This is a genomic window from Acidovorax sp. GW821-FHT09B03, from assembly GCF_059418305.1.
The window spans coordinates 137,931-162,025 of record NZ_JBWKPP010000018.1 but is presented as its reverse complement, the minus strand read 5'-3'; the positions used below and the strand labels follow the sequence as shown (position 1 = coordinate 162,025).

At 70.2% G+C, this 24,095-nt stretch carries 23 protein-coding genes; 19 read left to right on the top strand and 4 right to left on the bottom strand.

Annotated features, from left to right (window positions below):
• The first annotated feature begins 203 nt into the window (after nt 1–203).
• From AC07PA_RS26200 to AC07PA_RS26125, 16 genes are all read left to right on the top strand, one after another.
• Nucleotides 204–677 carry a (2Fe-2S)-binding protein gene (locus AC07PA_RS26200; RefSeq protein ID WP_494609993.1) on the top strand — a complete coding sequence of 158 codons (474 nt, stop codon included), beginning with the start codon at nt 204–206 and terminating at the stop codon, nt 675–677.
• Nucleotides 674–2,803, top strand: a complete 2,130-nt coding sequence (locus tag AC07PA_RS26195; protein WP_494609992.1) for a xanthine dehydrogenase family protein molybdopterin-binding subunit — start codon at nt 674–676, stop codon at nt 2,801–2,803. The genes AC07PA_RS26200 and AC07PA_RS26195 overlap by 4 nt, the downstream gene beginning before the upstream one ends.
• 10 nt (nt 2,804–2,813) lie before the next feature.
• The gene (locus tag AC07PA_RS26190) at nt 2,814–3,821 is read left to right on the top strand and encodes a helix-turn-helix transcriptional regulator (RefSeq protein ID WP_494609991.1); all 1,008 of its coding nucleotides are present in this window, start codon (nt 2,814–2,816) and stop codon (nt 3,819–3,821) included.
• A gap of 128 nt (nt 3,822–3,949) precedes the next feature.
• On the top strand, nt 3,950–4,330 hold the full coding sequence (locus AC07PA_RS26185; protein ID WP_494609990.1) for a RidA family protein: 381 nt from the start codon (nt 3,950–3,952) through the stop codon (nt 4,328–4,330).
• 3 nt (nt 4,331–4,333) lie between these two features.
• On the top strand, nt 4,334–4,810 hold the full coding sequence (locus AC07PA_RS26180) for a (2Fe-2S)-binding protein (protein ID WP_494609989.1): 477 nt from the start codon (nt 4,334–4,336) through the stop codon (nt 4,808–4,810).
• A gap of 41 nt (nt 4,811–4,851) precedes the next feature.
• Nucleotides 4,852–7,041, top strand: coding sequence for a xanthine dehydrogenase family protein molybdopterin-binding subunit (locus tag AC07PA_RS26175; protein ID WP_494609994.1), 2,190 nt, complete (start codon nt 4,852–4,854; stop codon nt 7,039–7,041).
• 23 nt (nt 7,042–7,064) lie between these two features.
• The gene (locus AC07PA_RS26170; protein WP_494609988.1) at nt 7,065–7,409 is read left to right on the top strand and encodes a c-type cytochrome; all 345 of its coding nucleotides are present in this window, start codon (nt 7,065–7,067) and stop codon (nt 7,407–7,409) included.
• Nucleotides 7,410–7,501: 92 nt separating this feature from the next.
• A complete protein-coding gene (locus tag AC07PA_RS26165) occupies nt 7,502–8,398 on the top strand; it encodes a LysR substrate-binding domain-containing protein (RefSeq protein WP_494609987.1) in 897 nt (298 codons plus the stop codon).
• A gap of 136 nt (nt 8,399–8,534) precedes the next feature.
• Nucleotides 8,535–9,077, top strand: coding sequence for a 2'-5' RNA ligase family protein (locus AC07PA_RS26160; RefSeq protein WP_494609986.1), 543 nt, complete (start codon nt 8,535–8,537; stop codon nt 9,075–9,077).
• Nucleotides 9,078–9,204: 127 nt separating this feature from the next.
• Nucleotides 9,205–9,549 carry a hypothetical protein gene (locus tag AC07PA_RS26155; protein ID WP_494609985.1) on the top strand — a complete coding sequence of 115 codons (345 nt, stop codon included), beginning with the start codon at nt 9,205–9,207 and terminating at the stop codon, nt 9,547–9,549.
• A 126-nt stretch (nt 9,550–9,675) separates the two neighbouring features.
• Nucleotides 9,676–11,844, top strand: coding sequence for a TonB-dependent siderophore receptor (locus AC07PA_RS26150; protein WP_494609984.1), 2,169 nt, complete (start codon nt 9,676–9,678; stop codon nt 11,842–11,844).
• An 11-nt stretch (nt 11,845–11,855) separates the two neighbouring features.
• On the top strand, nt 11,856–12,635 hold the full coding sequence (locus AC07PA_RS26145) for an ABC transporter ATP-binding protein (protein WP_494609983.1): 780 nt from the start codon (nt 11,856–11,858) through the stop codon (nt 12,633–12,635).
• A complete protein-coding gene (locus AC07PA_RS26140; protein ID WP_494609982.1) occupies nt 12,632–14,059 on the top strand; it encodes a DUF3526 domain-containing protein in 1,428 nt (475 codons plus the stop codon). Before AC07PA_RS26145 ends, AC07PA_RS26140 begins: the two co-directional genes overlap by 4 nt.
• On the top strand, nt 14,056–15,420 hold the full coding sequence (locus AC07PA_RS26135) for a DUF3526 domain-containing protein (RefSeq protein ID WP_494609981.1): 1,365 nt from the start codon (nt 14,056–14,058) through the stop codon (nt 15,418–15,420). Before AC07PA_RS26140 ends, AC07PA_RS26135 begins: the two co-directional genes overlap by 4 nt.
• A 159-nt stretch (nt 15,421–15,579) precedes the next feature.
• Nucleotides 15,580–16,356, top strand: coding sequence for an iron-sulfur cluster repair protein YtfE (ytfE, locus tag AC07PA_RS26130; RefSeq protein WP_494609980.1), 777 nt, complete (start codon nt 15,580–15,582; stop codon nt 16,354–16,356).
• Between the two features lie 17 nt (nt 16,357–16,373).
• The gene (locus AC07PA_RS26125; RefSeq protein ID WP_494609979.1) at nt 16,374–16,796 is read left to right on the top strand and encodes a group III truncated hemoglobin; all 423 of its coding nucleotides are present in this window, start codon (nt 16,374–16,376) and stop codon (nt 16,794–16,796) included.
• Between the two features lie 31 nt (nt 16,797–16,827).
• Here the strand turns inward: AC07PA_RS26125 and AC07PA_RS26120 are convergent, their stop codons facing one another.
• From AC07PA_RS26120 to AC07PA_RS26110, 3 genes are all read right to left on the bottom strand, one after another.
• On the bottom strand, nt 16,828–17,466 hold the full coding sequence (locus AC07PA_RS26120; protein WP_494609978.1) for a hypothetical protein: 639 nt from the start codon (nt 17,464–17,466) through the stop codon (nt 16,828–16,830).
• Between the two features lie 82 nt (nt 17,467–17,548).
• Nucleotides 17,549–17,716 (bottom strand): LiaI-LiaF-like domain-containing protein, encoded by a 168-nt coding sequence (locus AC07PA_RS26115; protein ID WP_007861565.1) that lies wholly within the window; start codon nt 17,714–17,716, stop codon nt 17,549–17,551.
• Between the two features lie 66 nt (nt 17,717–17,782).
• Nucleotides 17,783–18,211, bottom strand: a complete 429-nt coding sequence (locus AC07PA_RS26110; RefSeq protein WP_007861566.1) for a hypothetical protein — start codon at nt 18,209–18,211, stop codon at nt 17,783–17,785.
• A gap of 193 nt (nt 18,212–18,404) precedes the next feature.
• Here AC07PA_RS26110 and AC07PA_RS26105 point away from each other — a divergent pair, with 193 nt between their 5' ends.
• Genes AC07PA_RS26105 through AC07PA_RS26095 form a run of 3 tightly spaced genes read left to right on the top strand, consistent with a single transcriptional unit; the run spans nt 18,405 to nt 23,644 of the window.
• Nucleotides 18,405–19,472, top strand: coding sequence for a serine hydrolase domain-containing protein (locus tag AC07PA_RS26105; protein WP_238541942.1), 1,068 nt, complete (start codon nt 18,405–18,407; stop codon nt 19,470–19,472).
• Nucleotides 19,473–19,489: 17 nt separating this feature from the next.
• Nucleotides 19,490–20,851, top strand: a complete 1,362-nt coding sequence (locus tag AC07PA_RS26100; protein WP_494609977.1) for an SWIM zinc finger family protein — start codon at nt 19,490–19,492, stop codon at nt 20,849–20,851.
• A 9-nt stretch (nt 20,852–20,860) separates the two neighbouring features.
• Nucleotides 20,861–23,644, top strand: coding sequence for a DUF6493 family protein (locus tag AC07PA_RS26095; RefSeq protein ID WP_494609976.1), 2,784 nt, complete (start codon nt 20,861–20,863; stop codon nt 23,642–23,644).
• Here AC07PA_RS26095 and AC07PA_RS26090 read toward each other — a convergent pair.
• Nucleotides 23,625–24,095, bottom strand: coding sequence for a hypothetical protein (locus AC07PA_RS26090; protein ID WP_494609975.1), 471 nt, complete (start codon nt 24,093–24,095; stop codon nt 23,625–23,627). The two genes, AC07PA_RS26095 and AC07PA_RS26090, sit on opposite strands and share 20 nt — an antisense overlap.

Below are 24,095 nucleotides of genomic sequence, written 5' to 3'. Positions count from 1 at the left end.
CGCCTTCTCTTTGGTGACTTTCTCTTGGCGACGCAAGAGAAAGTTACTGCGCCGCCGGGCGCACATCCCGGCCCCCGGCCTCAACACAACAACCGAAACCACCACAACCAGCCAGCAAACAACTGGCGCAATTCTTCAAGACACCCCACCCCCACGCCCCAGACACTCCCCCCACACCCACAGCAAAGGCCCCGAGACACGCCATGCACCTCACCATCAACGGACAAACCCACCCAGTCCCCACTGGCTGGGGACAAGAACCCCTCCTCTGGATCCTGCGCGAAACCGCCGGCCTCGTCGGCACCCGCTTCGGCTGTGGCGTAGGCCTGTGCGGCGCCTGCACGGTGCTCGTGGATGGCGAGGCCGCACGCGCCTGCCTGCTCACGGTAGAGGCCCTGCAGGGCCGCGCCATCACCACCATCGAAGGCCTGGCCAGTGCGGACGGCAAACTGCACCCCGTGCAGCAGGCCTGGGTGGCGCACAAGGTACCCCAGTGCGGCTACTGCCAGAGCGGCCAGATCATGGGTGCCGTGGCGCTGCTGCGCGCCACGCCCCGGCCCGATGACGCGCAGATCGACGCGGCCATGGCCGGCCACCTGTGCCGCTGCGGCACACAGCGGCGCATACGGGCCGCCATCCACCAGGCAGCCCACCAAAGCGGGGGAGCGCCAGCATGATGATGAAGCGCCGCCACCTGCTGGCCGGCGCGGGGCTGGCCAGCATCACCGTGGTCTTCAGCGCCGGCTGCTCGCTGGTGCCCGTGATCCCCAAGCGCCCCACCCCGACCACCGAAAACGCCCAGGGCTGGATACGCCACGATGCCGATGGCCGCTACACCCTGTGGATGCCCTGCACCGAGATGGGCCAGCAGATCAGCACCGCGCTGCAGGCCCTGGCCGCGGCCGAGCTGGGCGTGGCGCCCCAGGCCGTGCAACTGCGCCTGCCCGGCACCGGCGACATCGCGCGCGTGCGCGCCACCGTGGGCAGCGCCAGCGTGCAGGACTTTGCCCTGCCCCTGGCCCAGGCCTGCGCCACCCTGCGCGAGGCACTGGCCAGCGGCGTTGCCACTGCGGCAGGCAACAGCACCCTGCCAGCCCAGCCGCTGCCGGCCAGCGCGCTGCGCAGCTTCCAGGCGCTGGCGGCACGGCCCATGGAGCAGCCGGCAGCGCCCGGGCAACTGCACGCCATCGTCACCGGCCAGCCGCTGTTCGCAGGCGACACGCGCCTGTCCGGCATGCTCTATGGCCGCGTGCTGCGCGCGCCGGTGTCGGCCGAGCTGGACGCACGCCCCGGCGCGATGGACGAGGCCGCAGCGCGCGCCGACCCGGCCTGCATCGCCGTGGTGCGCAGCCCGCTGCTGCTGCAGATGAACAGCCTGGGCGTGGGCATCGTGGCGCGCAGCCCGGCGGCGCTGGACCGCATCGAGGCCGCGCTGGCCGTGCAGTGGCAGGTCGATGAAGGCGGTGGCTTCGAGGCAGAAGCCATTGCCACACGCATCGACATCGACCGGCACCTGGCGCGCGGCGCCCTGCGCCATGTGCCGCGCGGCGACACCATGCCCGAGGGCGAGGCCTGGAGCATCGACCTGCGCATGGACATCCCCCTGGCAGCGCACGCGCCCATCGAGCCGCGCAGCGCCACCGCGGCCTGGAGCCCCCAGGCACAGAAGAACGAACCCGTGCTGCGCGTCTGGGCCGGCACGCAGGACCTGTTCTATGTGCGCGACGTGCTGGCGCGCCATCTGGCGCTCGATGCCGAGCGCATCGAGGTGCAGGCCTGCCGCGTGGGCGGCGGCTTTGGCGGGCGCACGCTGTGCACGGTGGAGCTCGAGGCGGCCGTGCTCGCCCAGGCCGTGGGTGCGCCGGTCAAGGTGCACTGGAGCCGCGCACAGGAGTTTGCCCAGGGCTTCCAGCGCCCGCCATCGAGCCACCGGGTGCGGGCGCGCGTGCGCCAGGGGCGTGTCACGCACTGGTGGCATGCGTTCGCCAGCAGCCACATCCTCTTCACCCCCGCGGCCATGCCGCCGTGGATGCAGGCCCTGGCCGACTTCGCGGGCGACAGCGGCGTGGCACGCGGCTCGCAACTGGCCTATGCCGTGCCGCAGCAGCGCACCGAGTTCACGGCCCAGCGCCTGCCGGTGCACACCGGCCCCTGGCGCGGCCTGGGCGCGGGCCCCAACACCCTGGTGGTGGAAAGCGCCATGGACGAATGCGCGCGCCAGGCCCGCGCCGACCCGCTGGCCTGGCGCCTGGCCCACACCACAGACAAGCGCCTGGCCGCCGCCTTCGAGCGCGTGGCGCGCGAGGCGCATTGGAAAAACCGCCCCACCAGCGACGCCACCACCTTGCGCGGGCGCGGTATCGCGGGCGGTATCTACAAGGGCGTGAGCTATGCCGCCGCCGTGGCCGACGTGGCGGTGGACCGCGCCAGCGGCCAGGTGCGCGTGACGGCGATCTGGTGCGCCCACGACTGCGGCCTGGTGCTGCAGCCCGACGGCGTGCGCGCCCAGACCGAGGGCAACCTGGTCTGGTGCCTGGGCATGGTGCTGCACGAGGAGCTGCCCGTGGCCGCATCGCGCGTGGCCGCCGCCACCTTTGCCGACTATGCGCTGCCGCGCATGGGCGATGTGCCGCCGCTGCACGTGCACCTGGTCGAGAGCGGCGCACCGCCCACCGGCGCGGGCGAGACCGCCATGGTGGCCGGCGCGGGCGCCATTGCCAACGCGCTGCGCGACGCCACGGGCCACCGCTTCACGCGCTTTCCGGTGCGCAGCACCGACGTCTTGCAGGCGTTGAAGGGCTGAGGCCTTCACAATGCCCGGCATGCAGGACGACGAGCACAACGATTTCGCCAGCGCCGCCATGGTCCGCCTGCTGGTGCGCGCCATGGCCGCGCAGGGCCTGGCGCTGCCGGCCGGCCTGCCCGCGCCCGCCGCCCTGGCCGGCAGCCATGTGCCGCTGGACTGCAAGCGCAGCGTGGTGCAGGCCGTGCTGGCGCAAGGCGGCCCGGCGCTGCTGCTGAACCTGGCGCGCCAGGTGCACTGGCTGCAGGGCGACCCCGTGCACCGGGCCCTGCTCGGCGCGGGCGACATCCCCGGCCTGCTGGCCCGCTGGCAGCGGCTGGAGCGCTACGTGCATTCGAGCCACCAGGTGAGCCTTCTGTCGCAGGACCCGGGCCGCATCGGCCTGCACCACCATGCACGCCCCGGCAAAGGGGGTGCACCGCTGCCGCCCGAGAGCCTGGCTGTGCTGGGTGTGCTGCTGGGCAGTTGCGAGGCATTGGGCACCGCAGGCCTGGCCGTCCAGCTGGGCCTGGGCGATGGCAGCCCCGCACTGCCGCTGGCCGCCGGCCCCGAACAGGCGGCCCTGTTGGCCATCGCCATGGCCCGGGGCCAGGCCAGCCACTGGACCTTGCACTGGCAACCCGCCGCCGAGAGCCATGTGCCACCCACCCCGGCAGGCGCGAACCCGCAGGCCGCGCTGTGCGACGCCCTGCCCTGGCCGCCGCTGGCGCACCAGATCGCGCGCCGTGTGCTGCACGATCCGGCGGGCGAGCACCCGGTGCACGCACTGGCCCGGTCGCAGGGCCAGGCCAGCCGCACCCTGCAACGCCACCTGGCCGCGCACGGCCTGAGCTGCCGCAGCATCGCCACCGAGGCCCGCACCCGGGCCGCCGCGCAGTGGCTGCTGGACACGCCCCATGGCATCGCCGAGATCGGTTTTGCCTGCGGCTTTGCCGACCAGCCCCACTTCACGCGCGAGTTCGCGCGCCAGGTGGGCATGACGCCGGCACGCTACCGGCAGGCGTTTGGAGCGGTATAGCAGCCACCCGACCCGTACCAACCCACCCATGCGAAAAGTGGATGGCATGAGATAAGCAACAGGCATCGCTGGCGGGGATTTTTCCTCCTCTAATAGGCCGTATTCCCACAGCGAAAAGCCATGACGCCATGTTGATAGCGCATACACCACCGGACATCTACGCACCCATCGGGCCCTATGCCCAGGCCATCGAGGCGACCGCAGCCAAGCGCCTGCTGTTCATCAGCGGCACCATGGGCCTGGAGCCGGACGGCAGCCTGGCCAAGACCTTCGAAGCCCAGGCCAACCGGGTGTGGGCCAACATCGATGCCACCCTGGCGGCGGCAGGCATGGGTCGCAGGAACCTGGCCAAGCTGACCATCTGGCTGGCGAACCACGACGACTGGCTCCTGGGCGCCGAGATCCGCCAAAGGTACCTGGGTGTGCACAAGGTGGCGATGTCGGTGGTTCAGGTAGGCCTGGTGCACCCGGACTGGTTGATCGAAGTCGACGCCATCGCGGTGGAGTGAGCCATGCAGACATTCGAACTCAATGGCCGCCCCGTGGAACTGGACCTGCCGCAGGACATGCCCTTGCTGTGGGCCCTGCGGGACGTGGTGGGCCTCACCGGCACCAAGTTTGGTTGCGGCCTGGCGCTGTGCGGCGCCTGCACGGTGCACCTCGATGGCGTGGCTGTGCGCTCCTGCCAGACGCCGGTGTCTGCAGCAGCGGGCAAGCGGGTCACCACCATCGAGGCGATCGGCGACACGCCCACGGGCCGCAAGGTGCAGAAGGCGTGGCTCGATGAGGCCGTGGTCCAGTGCGGATACTGCCAGTCGGGGCAGATCATGTCGGCCTGCGCACTGCTGAACCAGACACCAAAGCCCAACGACGAAGAGATCGACGCAGCGATGTCCGGCAACATCTGCCGCTGCGGCACCTACTCGCGCATCCGCGTGGCCATCCATCGCGCGGCGGGTACAGACGCCAAGGCAGGGGTCAAGGCATGATCAGCGCACTGTTTCCCACCAGGCAATCGCACGGCGTTGCCGTGGACCACGGCCAGGCAGACACCGATGCCCCCGCGCCCAAGCTATCGCGCCGGGTGTTCCTGGCAGCGGGCAGCGCCTTGGCGATCGGCGTCGCCGTGCGCGAGGGCCTGGGCCCGCTGGCGCATGCCGCACCAGGGCCATCGTCGTTCGAGCCCAATGCCTTCATCCGCATCGGCACCGATGACACCATCACCCTGACCATGGCCCGTGTCGAGATGGGCCAGGGCATCTACACCGCACTGGCCATGCTCATCGCCGAAGAGCTGGAAGTCCCGCTGGCCAGCGTCGAGCTGGCCCATGCCCCGGCCGACGCGGCGCGCTACGGCAACCCCCGGGCGGGTGGCGCACAGATCACCGGTGGCTCGAACTCCATCATGGGCGCCTGGGAACCCATGCGCACCGCTGGCGCAACGGCACGCATGATGCTCGTCAGCGCCGCCGCGCAGGAATGGGGGGTGCCAGCGGCAGAATGCACGGCACAGGCCGGCACCGTGCGCCACCCGGCCACCGGCCGCCAGCTGCGCTATGGCCAGCTCACGCAGCGCGCGGCGGGCCTGCCGCTGCCGCAGCAGGTGGTGCTCAAGCCGCCAGCGTCCTTCCGGCTCATCGGCCAACCGGTACCGCGGCTGGACGTGGCCGGCAAGGTCAACGGCTCGGTGGTGTACGGCATCGACGTGCGCCTGCCAGGCATGCGCTTTGCGGCGGTGGCGGCATGCCCCGTGTTCGGGGGCACGCTGGCCAAGGTGGACGAGCAGCCCGCGCTGGGCCTGCCCGGTGTGCGCCAGGTGGTGCGCATCGGCAACGCCGTGGCGGTGGTGGCCGACCACTCGTGGGCCGCCAAACAGGGGCTTGCAGCCCTGAAAATTGAATGGAACGAGGCGGGCGGGGCCGCGGTAACGACCGCGCAACTCCAGAAGGACCTGGAGCGGGGCTTTAGCCGGCAGGACGCTGCGGTGGCACGGTCAGAGGGCGACATCGCGGCGGCCGTCAAAGGCGCCATGGCGCAGCATTCGGCCGTGTACCACTCGCCCTTCCTGGCGCACGCGGCCATGGAGCCCGTCAACTGCACGGTGCACCTGAAGGCCGACGGCTGCGACGTGTGGGTGGGCACCCAGGCGCCGACGCGGGCCCGGGATGCCGCAGCGCGCGGGTCGGGCCTGCCGCCAGAAAAGATCCGCATCCACAACCACCTGATCGGCGGTGGCTTTGGCCGCCGGCTGGAGGCCGACTACGTGGAGCAGTCCGTCGCCCTGGCCCGCAACGTCAAAGGACCCGTGCAGTTCATCTGGTCGCGGGAGGAAGACATCCAGCACGACATCCTGCGCCCCATGTATGCCGACCGGTTCAGCGCGTCGCTGGACGCCCAGGGCCACCCCACGTCCATCACGCACCGGGTGGTCGGCTCGTCCATCCTGGCCCGCGTGGCACCGGGCGCCGTCCGCAACGGTCTGGACAGCGATGCCGTGGAGGCGGGCCTGGGCCCGTACGCCTGGCCTGCCGCACGGCTCGACTACGTGCGCCACGAGCCGATGCCCGGACTGACCACCGGCTGGTGGCGCGGCGTGGGCCCGACGCACAACTGTTTCGTCGTGGAGAGCTTCGTCGATGAGCTGGCGGCCCTGGCGAAACAGGACCCTGTGCAATACCGGCTCGCCCTGCTGCCCCAGGGCTCGCGTGCGCGGGCCGTGCTGGAACTGGCAGCACAAAAGGCCGGCTGGACATCGCCGCCCAAGCCGGCCGCCACCGGTGGTTCCCGCAGGGGCCGCGGTGTCGCCGTGCTGTCTGCGTTCGGCAGCCACCTGGCCCAGGTGGCAGAGGTGACGGTGAACGCCGCCGGCGAGGTCCGCGTGGACCGGGTGGTGTGCGCCGTGGACTGCGGCATGGTTGTCAACCCGGACACGGTGCAGGCGCAGGTGGACGGCGGCATCCAGTTCGGCGTCACTGCCGCGCTGTGGGGCGAGATCACCGTCGAGGCAGGCCGCGTTGCGCAGAGCAATTTCCACGACTACCGACTGCTGCGACTGTCCGAAGCACCGAAGGTCGAAGTGCACATCCTGCCGAGCCGGGAAGCGCCCGGCGGTATCGGTGAACCCGGCACCTCCGTGGTGATGGCCGCCGTGGCCAACGCCGTCTTTGCGGCGACGGGGCAGCGGGCACGCAGCCTGCCTGTGCGTGTCAGCCCCGCTTGAAACCCAACAGAACCCGGAAATCCATGTCCGCACCCTACTCCGGCACCGGCCGGCGCGCCATTACCCGACTTCTCGCCACAGCAGGTCTCGCACTACTGGTCGCGCACGGCCCCGCGCTTGCCAACCAGGCGCTGGCCAACAGCAAGAACTGCATGGTCTGCCACAGCGTCGACAGGAAACTCGTCGGCCCGTCGTTTCGCGAGATAGCAGGCCGCCACCAGGGCCAGCCCGGTGCCGCAGAGCTCCTGGCCACCAGGATCACCCAGGGCAGCAGCGGATCCTGGGGCCCTGTGCCCATGCCGTCGCAGCCCCTGGTCCAGGCCCAGGAGGCCAAGGCGCTCGCGCAATGGATCCTGGAACAGCGCTGAGGATTCGCCCGTACAGGCACACCACAGAGCCCCGTTGGGCTAGCATGGGGCGCCTCCACAGCGTCCACCGTCCATCGCATGCGGCCTTGTCCATGAGTGATATTTCCATAGCCGCCTTGCAGGCTTTTCGCGCAGTTGCGCGCTGCGGCAGTTTCACCGCTGCCGCCGATGACCTGGGGTGCGCCCAGTCGGCCGTCAGCCGGCATATCGCCTCACTCGAGAAGCACCTGCGGCAGACCCTGGTGCTGCGGGGCCACCGCCACATCCAGCTGACGGAGGCGGGAGAACTCTATCTGGAAACCGCGACCCGTGCGCTCGACGAGCTCGAGCAGGGGGCAATGCGGGTGGCCAGGGCATCCGGTGCGCCACCCACGGTGAAGATACTGGCCATGCCCTCCTTTGCGGCGCGCTGGCTGGTGCCCCGATTGACACGGCTGCACCTGGCCCGCATCGACGTCGAGATCGAGCTGGCCACATCCATCTGGGACGCCGACTTCCGCAAGGAACGCTTTGACCTCGGAATCCACTACGGAGATGGCGCCTGGCCCGGCGCACGGCTGCTGATGCACGACAGCCTGGTTCCCGTGGCATCGCCCAGCCTTCTGGGTGGTACCCCGCTGCGGCAGATCTCGGACCTGGAGCGCTTTGCGTGGCTGCACGACTCCCTGCGCAGCAGCAAATGGCCCCAGTGGCTGGCCGCCTGCCACGGGGAGGGCCTGGCCAGCGCCCGCCACATGAAACTGCAGGACACCGAGACCACATTGACGGCCGCGCAGGCCGGCCTGGGCATTGCGATCGGCCATGCCTGCCTGATCGAGCACGACCTGCGTGAAGGGCGCCTGGTGGAGGCCTGGCCCCGGCACGCGCCGCTGGCTGCTGGCTACCACCTGATCCAGACCCAGCGCAGCGCACGCAACCCAGCGGCCCGTGCACTGGCCGAATGGCTGATGGATCAAACGGCGTCGTTCCGCAGCCCCGTGGCCTCTTGACCGATGCAGCAGCGCAGAAGACCATTCCGCCGTGCGTGTTGCGCGCCAGGAGCGCGGTGCTGGGGCTGGATCTACAGGGTCTCCCCGGGCAACCCAAGCCGGTAGGATGGTGCCTCCTACCGGCCACCCCCTCCGCATGCACGCCCCGCACCCGCTCTACACCATCGCCCGCCCCCAGGTGGACGCATCTGCCCAGGCATTCATCGACGGCCTTCGGCGCCAGCATGATCCGCAGGTGGACGTGGTGGCGCCGCACTTCACGCTGGTGTTCGGCTGCACGGCCGTGCCCCAGGCGGACTACCTGGCCCATGTGGCAGCCATTGCCCGGCACACGCCGGCCATCCGCTTCCATTGCCGCCACGCAATGCTGCACGCCAGCGGCCCAGATGGAATAGCGCATGTATTCTTGGTACCCGACGAAGGCCACAGCGCCATTGCCCGGCTGCACGACCGGCTCTACACCGGTGTGCTGGCCCCACACCTGCGATTGGAAATTCCCTACGTGCCCCACATCACGGTCGCGTCGACCCGGGACATAGCGGCCGCCAAGGCCCTTTGCGACCGGCTCAACCAGGGCGGTATCGATATCGCCGGCCAGCTGCGCTCGCTGACAGTGGGCGTGCTGCAGGGCAGCCAGCTGCGCACCGTGGGCGAGCATCTGCTGGCAACGCCCGCGTAGCCCTGCCAGCGCAAAGGGCACCCACCCGGGTGCAGACCTGGCGTCCCGCCGGCACGGCCGGATGCCGCAAGGTTTTTCCAATTGAGAATTCGTTCTCATCTGTATGATGGCACCCCAGTCGTCTCCCATGCACCCGTTACTCCTGCGCCTCCTGCTGCTGGCCGTGTTCTTCAACACGGCCATTGGCGTTCCCCTGCACCTTGCCGCGGGCAAGCACCTGCAGGTGGCAGCCAGCGCCGCGCAGGCGCCGGACACCGGGCCGCCTGCGCCCGAGCATGCGGAGCAGGGCCACGGCGCATGCGCCTGGTGCCTGGCCCAGGCACAGCAGGCACATGCGCTGGCCTCGGCCGCACCGCCGGTGCCACTGTGCGCTGAACCGGCCGCCACGCAGCCCCTCGGGCCACGGTCGTGCTTCATCGCCGCGCCGGACCGCTGGCCGTTCGCCGCGCGCGATCCACCGCGCCACGCCTGAGCCCCCCGCTCCCCTCCACCCCCGTTGTTGCCGCTGGTGCCTTGGCACCGGCCCATTCCTGTGCGCGCTGCCCGGCTGGCTGGCGCGTGCGTGTCCCGCATTGCCTGCCGATCCCTGTTCACCACCATGCCCCTTCCATCCCACCACCTGCCTTCGCCCGCCCCGGCAAGGCCTGAGCACTTCTGGCGGCGCCTTCCCCTGGCCCTGGCCGCCGCGGCGCTGTGCACCGGCCACGCCATGGCCCAGGATGCCCAGCCCCAGCTGTCCACCATCGATGTCGTCGGCCGCACCGAGTCGGGCGCCTACCAGTCGGAAGAGGCCGCCGGCGCCAAGACCGAGCTGCCGCTGCGCGAGCTGCCGCAGTCCGTGCGCATCGTCACGCGCCAGGCCATCGACGACCTGGGCGCCACCAGGCTCGATGAGGTGCTCGACTACGTGGGCGGTGTCTCGCGCCAGAACAATTTCGGCGGGCTGTGGGACAACATCGCCATCCGCGGCCTGCCGGGCAACGAGAACACCGGCATGGCCACGCTGCTCAACGGCTTCTCGTCCAACCGCGGCTTCAACGCACCGCGCGACCTGGCGGGGGTGGAACGCATCGAGTTCCTCAAGGGCACGGCGGCCGCACTGTATGGCAGCAGCGAACCCGGCGGCACGCTCAACATCGTCTCCAAGCGCCCGCTGTGGAAGCCTGCGCATTCGGTGGAAGGCTATGTGGGCAGCCATGGACTCCAGCGCGGCGCCTTCGACAGCACGGGGCCCATCGGCGACAACATCGCCTACCGCCTGAATGTGGCGGTGGAGGGCCGCGACAGCTTTCGCGACCACGTAACGGCGCGGCGCGAAGTGGTCGCACCCGCCTTCACCTGGAAACTCGGGCGTGACACGGTGCTCGAATATGCCGGCGAGGTGCTGCGCCACGCCACGCCGCTGGACCGCGGGGTGGTGGCGGTCAACAACCAGCTGGGCGCCATCCCGCGCAGCCGCTTCCTGGGCGAGCCGGCCGACGGCAAGGTGACGGTGGAGAACCAGACGCACCAGTTCATCCTGTCGCACGAGTGGAGCAGCGATTGGCGCAGCCGGCTGGGCCTGTCGTACCGCGAAACCTCGGTCACCGGCTTCTCCACGGAAGCCACGGCGCTGCAGGCCAATGGCAACCTGACGCGCCAGCGCCGCTACCGGGACTTCTCGTCCGACGACACGGCGCTGCAGGCCGAGCTGCAGGGCAAGCTCTGGGCAGGCGCCATGGAACACGAACTGCTGCTGGGCGTGGAGAGCTTTCGCTTCGGCATGGATTCGTTGATGCTGCGCGCCAACCCCACGGCAGCCGCCCCCTATGCCATCCACATCGACAACCCGGTCTACGGCCAGGCCCAGCCCACGCCGCTGGCCAATACCGACACGCGCGAGCAGCAGCGCAACACCGCCTTCTACGTGCAGGATGCGATCAAGCTCGCGCCCGACTGGCGCCTGGTCGCGGGCCTGCGCATGGACAACTACCGCCAGTCGTTGCTGAACCGCAGGGCGGGCACCACGGCCAGCCAGGATCCGTCCTCCACGTCTCCGCGCCTGGGGCTGAGCTGGCTGCCATCGCCGCAGTGGACGCTGTATGCCAATGCGGGCCGCTCCTTCCGCCCGAACGTCGGCACCGACTTCGCCACCAACAGCTTCAAGCCGGAGACGGGCCGTGCCCTGGAGCTGGGCACCAAGTGGGAGAGCGCGGACCAGCGCATGGGAGCCACGGCGGCCCTGTTCGACATCCGCAAGCGCAACGTGCTCACGGCCGATCCGGGCAACAGCGGTTTCTCCGCAGCGGCTGGCGAGATCCGCAGCCGCGGGGTCGAGTTCGACTTCGCGGGCCAGGTCACCACCCACTGGCGCCTGAACGCGAGCATGGTGCTCAACGATGTGGAAGTCTCCAAGGACAACACCCTGGAGGTCGGCGGTCGTCTGCTCAATGTGCCCAGGGTCAACGGCAGCGTGCTGGCGGTGTACGAGGACATGCTGGGCAACGGCCAGCGCTACGGCATCGGTGGCGGCGTGACCCACGTGGGCAAGCGCCTGGGCCAGGCGCGCACCCAGGCCGAGGCCAACGCCGCCACGCCGGCCTTCGACCTGCCGGCCTACACCACGGCCAAGCTGGTGGCGTACTGGCGCCTGTCGCCCACGCTGCGGCTGACGCTGGACGTCGACAACCTGTTCGACACGACCTACTACACCAGCTCCTACAGCCGCGTCTGGGTGGCGCCCGGCACGGCGCGCACCCTCACCGTGGGCCTGCAGGCCCGCTTCTGACCATGCCAGCCATGCAACCCCACCCCACCCCTCCACAGGCGCCGGCAACACCGGCTGCCGTACTGCACGCCAGCGGCGTCACCGCGGGCTATGGCGCCCGCACCATCGTGCAACACCTCGACCTGCAGGTGCACCGCGGGCAGATCTACGCCCTGCTCGGCTCCAACGGCGCCGGCAAGACGACCACGCTGAGCCTGTTCCTGGGCTTTCTCGCGCCCACCGCCGGCAGCGTGCGCGTGCAGGGCATCGACCCCGTGGCCGACCCGGACGGCGCGCGCAGGCAACTGGCCTACATCCCCGAGAACGTGGCCCTTTATGAACACCTGAGCGCACGCGAGAACCTGGCCTACCTGCTGGACCTGGCAGGCCAGCCCGAGGATGCGCAGGCCATCGGCCAGGCGCTGCAGGCCGCAGGCCTGGACCCGGCGGCCCACGGCCGGCGCGTGGGCGGCTTCTCCAAGGGCATGCGCCAGAAGGTGGCCATTGCCCTGGCGTTGGCGCGCAGGGTGCCAGCCCTGCTGCTGGACGAGCCCACCTCGGGCCTGGACCCGCAGGCCACGGCCGAGTTCAACCGGCTGCTGGCGCTGCTGCGTGCGCAAGGCGTGGCGATCCTGATGGTGACGCACGACCTGCTGGGTGCTGCGGACGTGGCGGACCGCATCGGCTTCATCGACGCCGGGCGGCTGGTGGAGGAAGTGGCCGCCGACAGCAACGGCGACGGCGGCGGTGGCGAACGCTTCGACGTGCGCGCGCTGCACCGGCGCTACGCCGCCCAGGGGGCTGCGGCATGACGCGCCCCGCCTGGCGGATTGCGCGCGAAGAATGGCGCCTGCTGCTGCGCGACCGCACCGCCCTGCTGGGCCTGGCCCTGCTCCTGCTGCTGACCCTGGTGGCATCGGCCACCGCATGGGAGTCGCGGCGCGCGGCCGATGCGCAGCGCACGCGTTACCAGGCCCAGGCCAACCAGGAGTTCGAGGCCCAGCCCGATCGCCACCCGCACCGCATGGTGCACTACGGGCACTTCGTGTTCCGGCCGCTGAACCCGCTGTCGGCCTTCGATGCCGGGATCGACGCCTATACCGGGCACACCCTGTTCCTGGAAGGGCACCGGCAGAACAGCGCCAATTTCGGGGACGTGCGGCAATCGTCCCTGCTGCTGCGCTTCGGGCAGCTCCACCCGGCCTTCGTGCTGCAGGTTCTGGCGCCGCTGCTGCTGGTGTTCCTGGGCCATGCGGCACTGTCGCGCGAGCGCGAATCGGGCACCTTGCGGGTGCTGCTGGCGCAAGGGGTGCGGCCAGGCCAGGTCCTGCGGGGCAAGGTGCTGGCGCTGGCCGGCACGGCCCTGCTGATGCTGCTGCCCGCGGCACTGGCCCTGGCATTCATGGGCGCGGCCACGCAACCGGTGCGGGCCGCTGCCATGCTGGCAGGTTATGCGCTGTGGCTGCTGCTCTGGGCTGTTCTGGTGGTCGGGCTGTCCGCCCTTTTCAAGCGGCGGCGCGATGCGCTGCTGTGCCTGCTGGCGGTATGGACGATGGCCATCATCCTGGTGCCGCGCCTGGCCGCCGACGGCGCCACCTTGGCCCATGTGCTGCCCACCCGCATGGAGAGCGACATCGCCGTGGCCCGCGACCTGGCCGCCCTGGGCGACAGCCACAACCCCGACGACCCGTACTTCGCGGACTTCCGCAAGCAGGTGCTGGCGCAGTACGGCGTCTCCCGGGTGGAGGACCTGCCCGTCAACTACAAGGGCTTGCTCGGCATCGAGGGCGAGCGCATGACCAGCGAGCTCTTCAATCGCTACGCCGCGGACTCGTTCGACCAGCAGGGCCGGCAAAGCGGTTTCATGGACCGCATCGGCATGGTCAGCCCGCTGCTGGCCCTGCGGCGCCTGTCGATGGCCCTGGCCGGCACCGACCTGGCAAGCTACCGCCGCTTTCTGGAGCAGGGGGAGCACTACCGCTACACGCTGATCCAGTCGCTCAATCGCCTGCAGGCCGAGAAGATCGCCTATGCCGACGACCGCAACCCCACCCGGCAGAACCGCGTGGACCGATCGCACTGGCACGATGTGGCGCACTTCCAGTACGAGCCCGCCACGCCCTTGGCGCTGCTGCGCTCCGTGCTGCCGGCCGCCGCCGTGCTGCTGGCCTGGCTGGCCGCGCTGTCGGCGTTGCTGGCATGGGGCGCACAGCACCTCGGGAGGAGCACGCGATGATGCGCTGGATTGCCCATGAATGGCGCCTGGTGGGCCGCTCGCGCCTGTGCCTGTCGGCCCTTGTCCTGCTGTGCCTGCTGTCCGCCGTGTCCCTGTGGTCGGGTGCACGAGAAGTGGCCCGCCAGCAGGCCCATATCGCGCGGCTGGCGCCCGTGCACGAGCAGGACGTGCAGGCCGTTGCCAGGCGCTTCGCCCGGGGTGGCGACGCCGGCTATGCGGCCTACTACACCTTCTACGACACGCAGGACCCCCCTTCGGACGCCGCCTTCCTGGCCCTGGGCCTGCGCGACGTGGCACCCTATGTGCTGCGCGTGCGCGCCCTGGGGCTGCAGGCCCAGCTCTACGAGGGCGAGACCTTCAACCCCGAACTGGCCCTGGCCGGACGCTTCGACTTCGCCTTCGTGCTGGTCTACCTGGCGCCGCTGTTCATCATCGCCCTGCTGCACGACCTGGTGTCAGGCGAGCGCCAGGCGGGCCGGCTGCGCATGCTGCTGGCCATGCCGGGCGCGGGCACGCGGCTGTGGCTGCGCCGCGCCGGCCTGCGCACGGCGCTGGCCATCGCCAGCATGTCCCTGCCGCTGCTGCTGGCCGCCGCCGTGCTGCCCATCGGTGTGCCGGTGCTCGCCGGGGCGCTGGCCGCGGTCGTCGCCTACGCCGCCTTCTGGTGCGCGGTATGCGTGCTGGTGGCCACCCGGCCCTGGGGTTCCACCGCCCATGCCACGGCCCTGATGGGCTGCTGGGTCGTGCTCACCCTGGTGCTGCCCGCCCTGGCGCAGATGGCGATCGCGCGCGCCATCCCTGTGGACCAGGGCGTGGACCTCATGCTGGCACAGCGCCAGAACGTGCACGGCGCCTGGGACCAGCCGCGCGATGCCACCCTGCAGAGGTTCTTCGAGACCCACCCCGAGTGGAAGCACACGGCGCCCCTGCCCGAACGGTTCCACTGGAAGTGGTACTACGCCTTCCAGCAGCTGGGCGACGAGAGCGTGGCCCCCGCCGTCGACGCCTACCGCGCTGGCCTGGCGCGCCGCCAGGACTGGACCGGGCGCCTGGGCTGGCTGCTGCCGGGCGTGGCCGTCCAGACCACCCTGCATGCGCTGGCGCAGACCGACCTGCCGGCCCAGTTGCGCTACCAGGAGCGCATCGAGGCCTTCCACCGGGAGGTGCGCGAGTTCTACTACCCCTATGTCTTCAACGAGCGCCCCTTCGGGCCCGAGGACTTTGCCAAGAGGCCCCGCTTCTACGCACCGGCGCCCGGAGCACCGTGGCCGGTGCTGCCCTTGCTGGCATGCCTGGCCTGGGGCCTGTGCATGGCGGGCATGGCCGCCCGCGCCCTGCGGCGGCTGGCCCCTGCCGACTGAGCCCCCAGCTCACCAGTAGACCCTGGCGAGCACCGGACCTGGTGGCCCGGTGTTCGCTTGTTCCAGGTCAAAGAGACCACCGGCGCCAGGGTCAAAATAAAGATGCATTTGAAATACCCATTAAAATAAACATATCAAATGCATCTTTAAAGGACTGCCATGAACGCCCGTGACCTCGCCTCTCCTGCCTCGATCCACCCAGGCGCGCCCTTTGCCCTGCATGCGCAGCAGCAGATCGGGCAGATCGCGGTGCAGCTGCCCGGTGCCACGGCGGTCTTCCGGCGGCTCAAGCTCGACTTCTGCTGCGGCGGCCAGGTAAGCCTGGCCCAGGCCGCGGCCGACAAGGGGCTGGATGCCGGGGCCGTGGTCGCCGAGCTGGCGCAGTTGCAGCGCGGCGATGCCCTGCCCCAGGTGGGTGCCAGCGCAAGCGCGCTCATCGACCTGATCGTCTCGCGCTACCACGAGGTGCACCGCGCGCAATTGCCCGAGCTGGTGCGCATGGCGCGGCGCGTGGAGGCCGTGCACCGCAGCCACCCGGCCGTGCCCACGGGCCTGGCCGATGCACTGGAGGAAACGCATGCAGAGCTGCTGGACCACATGGGCAAGGAGGAGGCCGTGCTGTTCCCCATGCTGCGCCAGGGCGGCAACCCCTTCGTGGGCATGCCCATCGGCGTGATGCGCGCCGAGCACGCCGACCATGGCGCGGCCCTGGAGCGGCTGAACGCGCTGACCCACGACACCGCCCCGCCAGAGGATGCCTGCACCACCTGGCGCGCGCTCTATGCGGGCATCGCGCAGTTCTGCGACGACCTGATCAGCCACATCCACCTGGAAAACAACGTGCTGTTCCCGCCGTTCGAGGCCCCTGCAGGTGCCACCCATGGCCTGGACGCGGGCGCGTCGGACTGCGCCAGCCCGCGCTGCGGCTGCCATTGAACGGGAAGAACGCTGCCATGACCGAGCCAACCCATCTGGAGCCCAGTGCCGAAAGCATGGCCGAGCTGGTGCACAGCTTTTACGCCGATGTGCGCGTCCACCCCTTGCTGGGCCCCGTGTTCGAGACCGCGCTGCACGGTCGCTGGGACGCGCACCTGGCGCGGCTGGTGGACTTCTGGTGCACGGTGGCGCTGGGGCTGGGGCGCTTCAAGGGGGGCGACGTGTTCGGCAAGCACATGGCGCTGTCGGGCGTCACGCCCGCGCACTTCGCGGCCTGGGTGGGGCTGTGGCAGCAGCACACCAACCGCCTGTTCGCGCCCGATTTTGCGCAGGAGCTGCAGGTGGCGGCGCATGGCATTGCGCGCAATCTGTTTCGCGGGTATTTCGGTGCCGAGCCGGCATTCGCCGAGAGGGAGAGCGAGGCCGCGGCGCAGCGGTGACCCGCCTGGGCGGGGCGCTGGCGGCGGTGGCCTACTCGGGTTGCGGCTGCACCGACTGCAGGCCGCGCTTGACGGCGGCCAGGGTCTTCTCCGGCAGCAGTGCATCGGCCGAGCCCAGCTGGGCCGCCAGCAGGGAGCGGCGCAGCTCCAGCTCGGCCAGGGCCTCGCTGGCGCGGCCCACCGAGGCCTTCATCGCGGCCTCGGCCTCGTCGCTCTGCCCGAAGAGCTTTTCCATGCGCTCCAGAATCGGCGGCCGGTCGCTTTCCCTGGCCTCCTTCAGGTCGACGACCGCCTGGGCGCCCTCGCGCTCCAGGACATCGGCCAGCGCGGCCTTGCGGCGGGCATCCTGCAGGCCCTTGACCAGGCCCTGCGCGGCTTTCAGGTAGGCAAGCGCAGCGCTTGCCACTGCGGGCCTGGCCGCGGCGTCGATGCGCTGCACTGCGGCGCGGGTGTCATCCAGGACCAGGGCGGCATCGTCCGCCGCCTTGAACAGCCCCTGATCGGCAACGCCCTGGAATTGCGCCAACTGCTCGACGCCCGCAGCCGTGCGGCTGCTGGCCCCCTTGACCAGCCCACTGACCGCTTCGACCTGCCTGTCGGAAGCAAACACCCCACCTGCGGCCACAGCCAGCGTCCATGCCATCGCCAGCGCCACAACCTTCTTGCCCATGACCTCTCCCTTGTTGGAGCGGCGATCGTAGCGGAAGGCGCCGCCCGGCAAAGCGGCGGGCTGCGGGAAGCTGTCCTGCTGGCTATTTTTCCTTGGGCGTGAAGAACAGTGCCACGCCGATGGCGATCAGCGCCAGCGGCCACCAGGTCACCAGCAATTCCTTGAGGCTGATGCTGATGAGCCCCAGGTTGGTGAGCAGAAAGAACACCCCCAGTACGACCAGAACGATTGCAGCGACGTTGCCCTTCATGTGCACTTCCTCCAAGATGTTTGTGGACCGATGCGGACGGCCTCTGTCATGGATTATGGGGGCGACTCAGCCCATGCGCCCGGCAGACGCGCCCGCACGCAACACCGCCAGGTGTGCGCCCAGCACACAGCAGGCCGGCGTGACGAAGATGCCCGCGAGGTTGAACCACAGCGGCAGCTCGCTCCAGAAAGCCAGGCCCACCAGCGTGCCCAGCACACCCACGGCCAGGCCGTTGAAATAGGGATAGGCGACCGCGATGCGGGCCGCAATATGGCCCCCCAGCACACTCACCAAGGCACCGAGCACCATGCTCCAGACCAGGTAGCCGTCGTCCTCGGCCAGCTCGGCCAGGGCCTGGATGATCTGCTCTTCGCTCTGCCCCTCCATGGCCAGCAGTACGCCCTGCAGCGACACCAGCACCACACCGGCCAGGATGGACAGTGCCAACAGGAGCGAGGTGCCCACGATGAGGGCCTTGGGGTTGATTCGGTTCACCGTAGACGCTTTCAGGGTTGTTGGCCCGCGTAATGTACTGCGCGCAGGCGCTGCCGGTCACAGCGCGCAGGCGCCGCAGGCATGGCAAGCACACAACGTGCCCGAAAAGGGCTTCGGAGTGGATAGTATCGGCAGCACCAGGGGCCCGATGGGGCACCCTGTTCCACCGGGAGGAAGGCATCCAATGCAGGCAATGGCAAGAATCATCCGTGCACCGTGGCGGTGGGTTGCGGGCATCGCCCTGCTTGTGGCGGGGCCGGCGGTAGCCGCCCCGGATGCGGCCCCGGTGCCCGGCGCCGAGTGGGAGCGCATCGCCTCGCCCGAGGCGGTGGGCTGGTCGACCCCGAAGCTGGCGCTGGCGCGCGAGCACTCGAAAGGTCTCGACACGGCGGCGGTCATGCTGGTGGTCAATGGCAAGGTGCTCGACGAATGGGGGCCTACGCAGTACCGCTTCAACATCCATTCGATACGCAAAAGCATCCTGAACGGCCTGGTGGGCATGGCGGTGGAGGAAGGCAAGATCAAGCTCGGCGCTACCCTGGGCGAGCTGGGCATCGACGACAACGCCCCCGCGCTCACCGATGCCGAAAAGCGCGCCACCGTGGCCGACCTGCTCAAGTCGCGCTCGGGCATCTACCACCCCACCCTGTACGAGTCCGCCGCCATGGCGGCAGCCCGGCCGGCGCGCGGCAGCCATGCGCCAGGGACCTTCTGGTACTACAACAACTGGGACTTCAATGCGCTGAACACCATCTACGAAGCGCAGGCCAAAACCAGCTTCTACACCGCCTTTGCCACGCGCCTGGCCCAGCCGCTGCAGATGCAGGACTGGCGCGCGCAGGACGGTGCGTACTTCACGGGCAAGGAGTCTGTACACGCCGCCTACCCCATGCACATGTCGGCCCGCGATCTGGCGCGCTTCGGGCTCCTGTACCTGCGCGGCGGGCAATGGGGCGGCAAGCAGCTGATTCCGGCAGCATGGATCCAGCAAAGCATGCAGTCCTACTCCGATAGAGGGGTGGACGGGGGCTATGGTTACATGTGGTGGGTGGAGGTGGACGGGCGCCACCTGCCGTCCGTCCGCGTGCCTGCCGGCACCTTCTCGGCCCAGGGCTTTGGCGCGCACCTGGTGGTCGTGGTACCGGCCTATGACCTGGTGGTGGTGCATCGCGTGGACACCGAAGACCCCAGTAACTACGTGAGCGACGAACAGTTCGGGGAGTTGCTGAAGCTCATCCTCGATGCCCGCCTGGGCAAGTGAGCCAGAATCAGCCGCCCATGCTCCAGTTCGCCCACACCTACCGCTATGCCGAACCCTCGTCCGTGGACCTGGGGGCCGGCGCCGCACCGCACCTGCGGCTGACCACCTCGTCGCCCGGCGAAGTGGCGCACCCGCATTTCTTCGAGGGCCGGCTGCACCAGCCGCAGCTGGCCGCGCAATTGCTGAGTGCGGTGCACCTGCTGGTGGGCTCGCGCTTCTTCACGCCGGCCAACAGCGCGGCCAAGGCCATTGCGCTGGCCGACCCGGTGGTCACGGCCGGCAGCGGCATGCTGCGGCTCGAGGGCTTCTCGGCCTGCTGCAGCACCTACATCCGGGTGGACATGGAGCCAGCCGCCTATGCCGGTGACATCGTCGGCAAGGGCACGACCAACATCGACTTCAACGCGTCCATGCGCGCCGCGCTGGCCCAGGTGCGCGATGCCGACGGGCTGGCCCTGTCGGTAGGAGCCGCGGCCTTCACCCTGCACACCGCCGGCACGCAGGTGGTGGAAAAGAAGGTGGAGCTGCCCCTGCGCTGGCTGCGCAGCATGGTGGCCGTGCAGAGCTACCAGGCGGCCATGCGCAAGGTCTTCGAGGTCGATGCGATCCCGGCCCTGCGCTTCGTGCGCGGCCTGCCCCGCGCATCGACCAGCAAGACCCCGCTGTGGGTGGTGGCCGGCCCCCAGGGCCTGCGCACCACGGCGCAGAACGACGGCAGCGGCGTGCGCTTCACCGATAGCAGCCGGCTGCGCGTGCTCGAAACCCTGCTGCCCAAGGCGCGCAGCCTCACGCTGTTTGCCGATGCCCAGCAGCAGGCCAGCGCCTGGTGCCTGGACTTCGGCGCCATGCGCCTGACCCTGGTGCTCAGCGCCGAGGTGTGGCGCGGCTTCTCGGGCGAGGGCCAGGCCCTGCACGCCCTCGTGCAGGCCGACGAGGCCCGCCCCGCCAGCGCCGTGCGCGCCCAGCTGCATTGGCAGGACACGCTGCGCGGCGATGCCCTCGCCGCCACGCTACAGTGGCCCGGCGCCGATGTGGAGCGGGCGCTGCAGCTGCTCGGTGCCTCGGGCCTGGTTGGCTACGACCTGGTGCACGGCGCCTACTTCCACCGCGTGCTGCCGCTGGACCTGGCCCAGCTCGACGACATGAACCCGCGCCTGGCCGATGCCCGCGCGCTGCTGCAGGCCGGCGCAGTGCGTCTGGCCAGCGCCAGCCCGCTCGATGCCGAGGTGCACAGCGGCGACGCAAGCTACCGCGTGCGCGAGGTGGACGGCGAGCTGCGCTGCACCTGCCCCTGGTTCGCCAGGCACCAGGGCGAACGCGGCCCGTGCAAGCATGTGCTGGCGGCATGCGCCGCACAGGCTGCAACCCTCTCGCATTGACCTGCTCCCATGCACGACCACGAAGACACCACGGCCACCGGCGATTCGCCCCTTGAGCGCCACATCCTCGCAGGCGATCTCGACGCCGTGATGGACTGCATCGGCGCGGCCGACGAGGCCGAGCGCAAGGTCATGCACCGCACCGCCGAGCGCCTGATCATGCGCCGCTGGCAGCTGCTGCGCGCCGACCCCGACAGCCCCCTCACCGTGGATGGCCACACCAGCAAGGCCCGCGCCAACCGCCTGTTCCGCGCCACCGAGCTGGCCCGCTTCATGTGCAACCCGGAGCTGCCGTCCAGCGACTACTGGCAGCACATCGGCATCCAGGACATCGCGGCGTACAAGGCGCGGTTTACACCGCCGCTGTCGAGCGAACCCATGGCCAGGCAGCTGCGTGGAGAGCACCAGTGGCACTACCCCCACGTCATCCACCGCGCCATCGTGGCCGGGCTGGTGGAGCGCCCCGATACCGACGAGTACATCGACGCCCTGTTCTTCGGCGACCTGCGCAGCGAATCCAACGTGGTGCTCAAGCATGTCGATGCCGACCCCGGTGTGGCGCCCTGGCTGCTCCGGCTGTTCGAGCGCGAAGGCAGCTCCGACGGCAGCTTTGCCGCGCGCGAGAAGTACTGCCACGACCCCGAGCTCTACTGGAGCCACGCCTTTCTCACCCTGTGCGAGCGCGGTGTGTACACCCGCGCCCAGTTGCTGGACAAGACCCTGGGCGCGCTGGCCTGCGACTGGCCGCAGTTCAAGTCGGGCTGGTTCTCGCGCTTCCATGAACAGCTGGCCCCCACGGTGGACGAGATGGCACCCGAGGCCGACCGCTACCTGGCCCTGTGCCACAGCCGCATCGCCCCCACGGCAGGCATGGCCCTGCAGGCCGCGACCGCGCTGTACCAAGCCGGCCGGGTCGATGCCCAGGCCGTTTGCGAGGCCGCCACGCCGCTGGTGTCGGCCACCGCCAAGGGCCAGGTGCTGGCGGCGCTGGAGCTGCTGGGCCAGGTGGCGAAGAACGATGCGGCCCTGGCCCGCCATGCCAGCGGCATTGCCGCGCCGGCCCTGGGCCACACCGCAGCCGATGTGCACAAGAAGGCCATCGCCTTCCTCGCGAAATGGGGCCTGGACGATGCGGGCCGAGAGCTGGCACGCGGCTACCTGTCCTTCGTCTCGGCCGTCAACCGGCCGGCGCTGGCCGCGCTGGTGGGCGAGGCCGATGCAGCGCCGACGGCCATGGCTGCGGCCACCCCCGGGCCCGCACAGGCACCACGCAGGATCTCGCCACTGGATGCCAGCCGCGCGCTGGCCCCGCTGGAGTGGGTCGCCGACGTGGTCGAGCGCATGGCCTATGCGCTGGAGAACCCGGCCGACGTGGACGAATGGGAGCGCGTTGCAGGGGCCCTGGTGCGGCTGGCGCCCATCACCGCCGCGGACAAGGCGGCCTTCCTGGCGCTGCAAAAGCGCACCCGCAAGCTGGAGTGGCCTGCCAAACCCCTGCCCTTCGCGCTGGCCCGCGTGATGGCCGCTGCGGTGGATGGCGAGGGCACGGCCGAGGACGTGATGCGGGTGCCTGGCGATGCACCCACCCGCGCGGAGCACTTCATCGGTCCGCGCGTGCAGGGCCTCATCGCCCAGGCGCTCGCAGGCCAGGGCCTCACGCCGCTGTCCACGCCCACGCACCGGGGTGGCTTCATCGATCCGCGGCAACTGGTGCAGCGCATCCAGGCACAACTGCACGCCGGGGTCATGGCCCCCCTGTCCGAACAGGTACTGGCGCTGATGCGGCTGGTGCCGGCCCCCATGGACGAGGCGGCGGCGCGCACCGGGCTCGCAGAGGCGCAGGGCATCACAGCCTCCACCCCGCTGGTACAGGCCCTGCGCTATGCACTGGGCGATGGCACGGTCAAGGTGCCGGCGGACGCTGCAGCACGCCCTCTGTTCCTCGCCGCCGCACGCGTGCGCTCACCCCACGCGGACGATGCCCCCACGCTCGCTGCCTATGGCGACCTGGGCCCGGACGGCCCACTGCACCCTCGCCTGGGCTGGCATGTCCTGAGCCGCAGCACCGAGTACGGGTACACCTTCCACCACCTGTACCTCAGACACCAACCCGCGCTGCAGCCGCAGGAGCACGCGCAGCCCCACCACACCGCCCTGGCCCTGTGCGCCAAGCATCTGGCCGATACGCGCTGGAGCACCGAGCACGAGGCGGCCCACATCCGCTTTGCCGCCAGCCTGCTGCCCTCGGGCCTGGAGCCGCTGTTTGCCGAGGCCGCACGCACCATGGGCAACAATGTGGATTGGGACGAGGCACAGTGGCAGAACCGCGCCTACCTCGACCTGCTGCTGGAGCCCACCACCCCGCTCACACCCATGGCCGTGCTGCTGCTGGCCGTGGCCCTGGCCGGCAAGGAGCCCGGGCAGGCGGCTCTGGCCTTGGATGCGCTGGTGCAGGGCGTGCAGGACGGGCGGCTCGATGTCCATGCCCTGGGGCGCACGCTGGCAAGCCTATGGGCCACACCCCTGGTCAAGGGCCCGCGCTGTGCCAAGAGCCTGGCCGCCGCGGCCCAGGCGCATGCGGCCATGCCGGTGGCCGTATTCACCCTGCTCTGCGCGATGCTGGAAGAGCCCATGACCACCTGGCGCAAGGACCAGGCGCCCCTGCTGGAGCTGTTGCTCGAGCTGCACCTGGCGCAGGGCCTGGCCCTGCCGGCCAGCACCACGGCCTCCCTGGCCGCCATGAAGCTGGGCGGCAAGGGCAAGGCGGCCCAGCTCAAGCTGCTGGGCCGCTAGCGTAGCTCAGGCCCGCGCTGGCCATGAAGCCCTTGGGGTCGAAACGGCTCCAGGCCTCACCCCAGGGAAAGGACACCGAATGGTTGCCGAAATTGCGGCCCAGTTGCTGGTGCAGCACGCGGCGTACGAAGGCGATTTCGTTGTCGATGGCCTTCTGCGTGGGCCAGCCGTCCTCCTCCTGGGCGCCGGGCAGGCCCACGCCCATGAGCACCATGTTCAGCAGGCCCTCGTGGAAGCCCACCGACAACCAGCACGGCATGCCGCCGAAGTCGAAACCGCTGAAGGACGACCACGCGTAGCCATTGCCATGGTCGTGCGTGCCCTTGAAGAACTCCGCCATCCGCGCTTCGGCCTGCGCCTTGGCCAGCCCCTGGTGCCAGGATCGGCCCGAGGGCTGCAGCACCAGGGCCCCGTCGTCGGGGGCTATCACCAGGGCTTCGCGTTGGGGCAT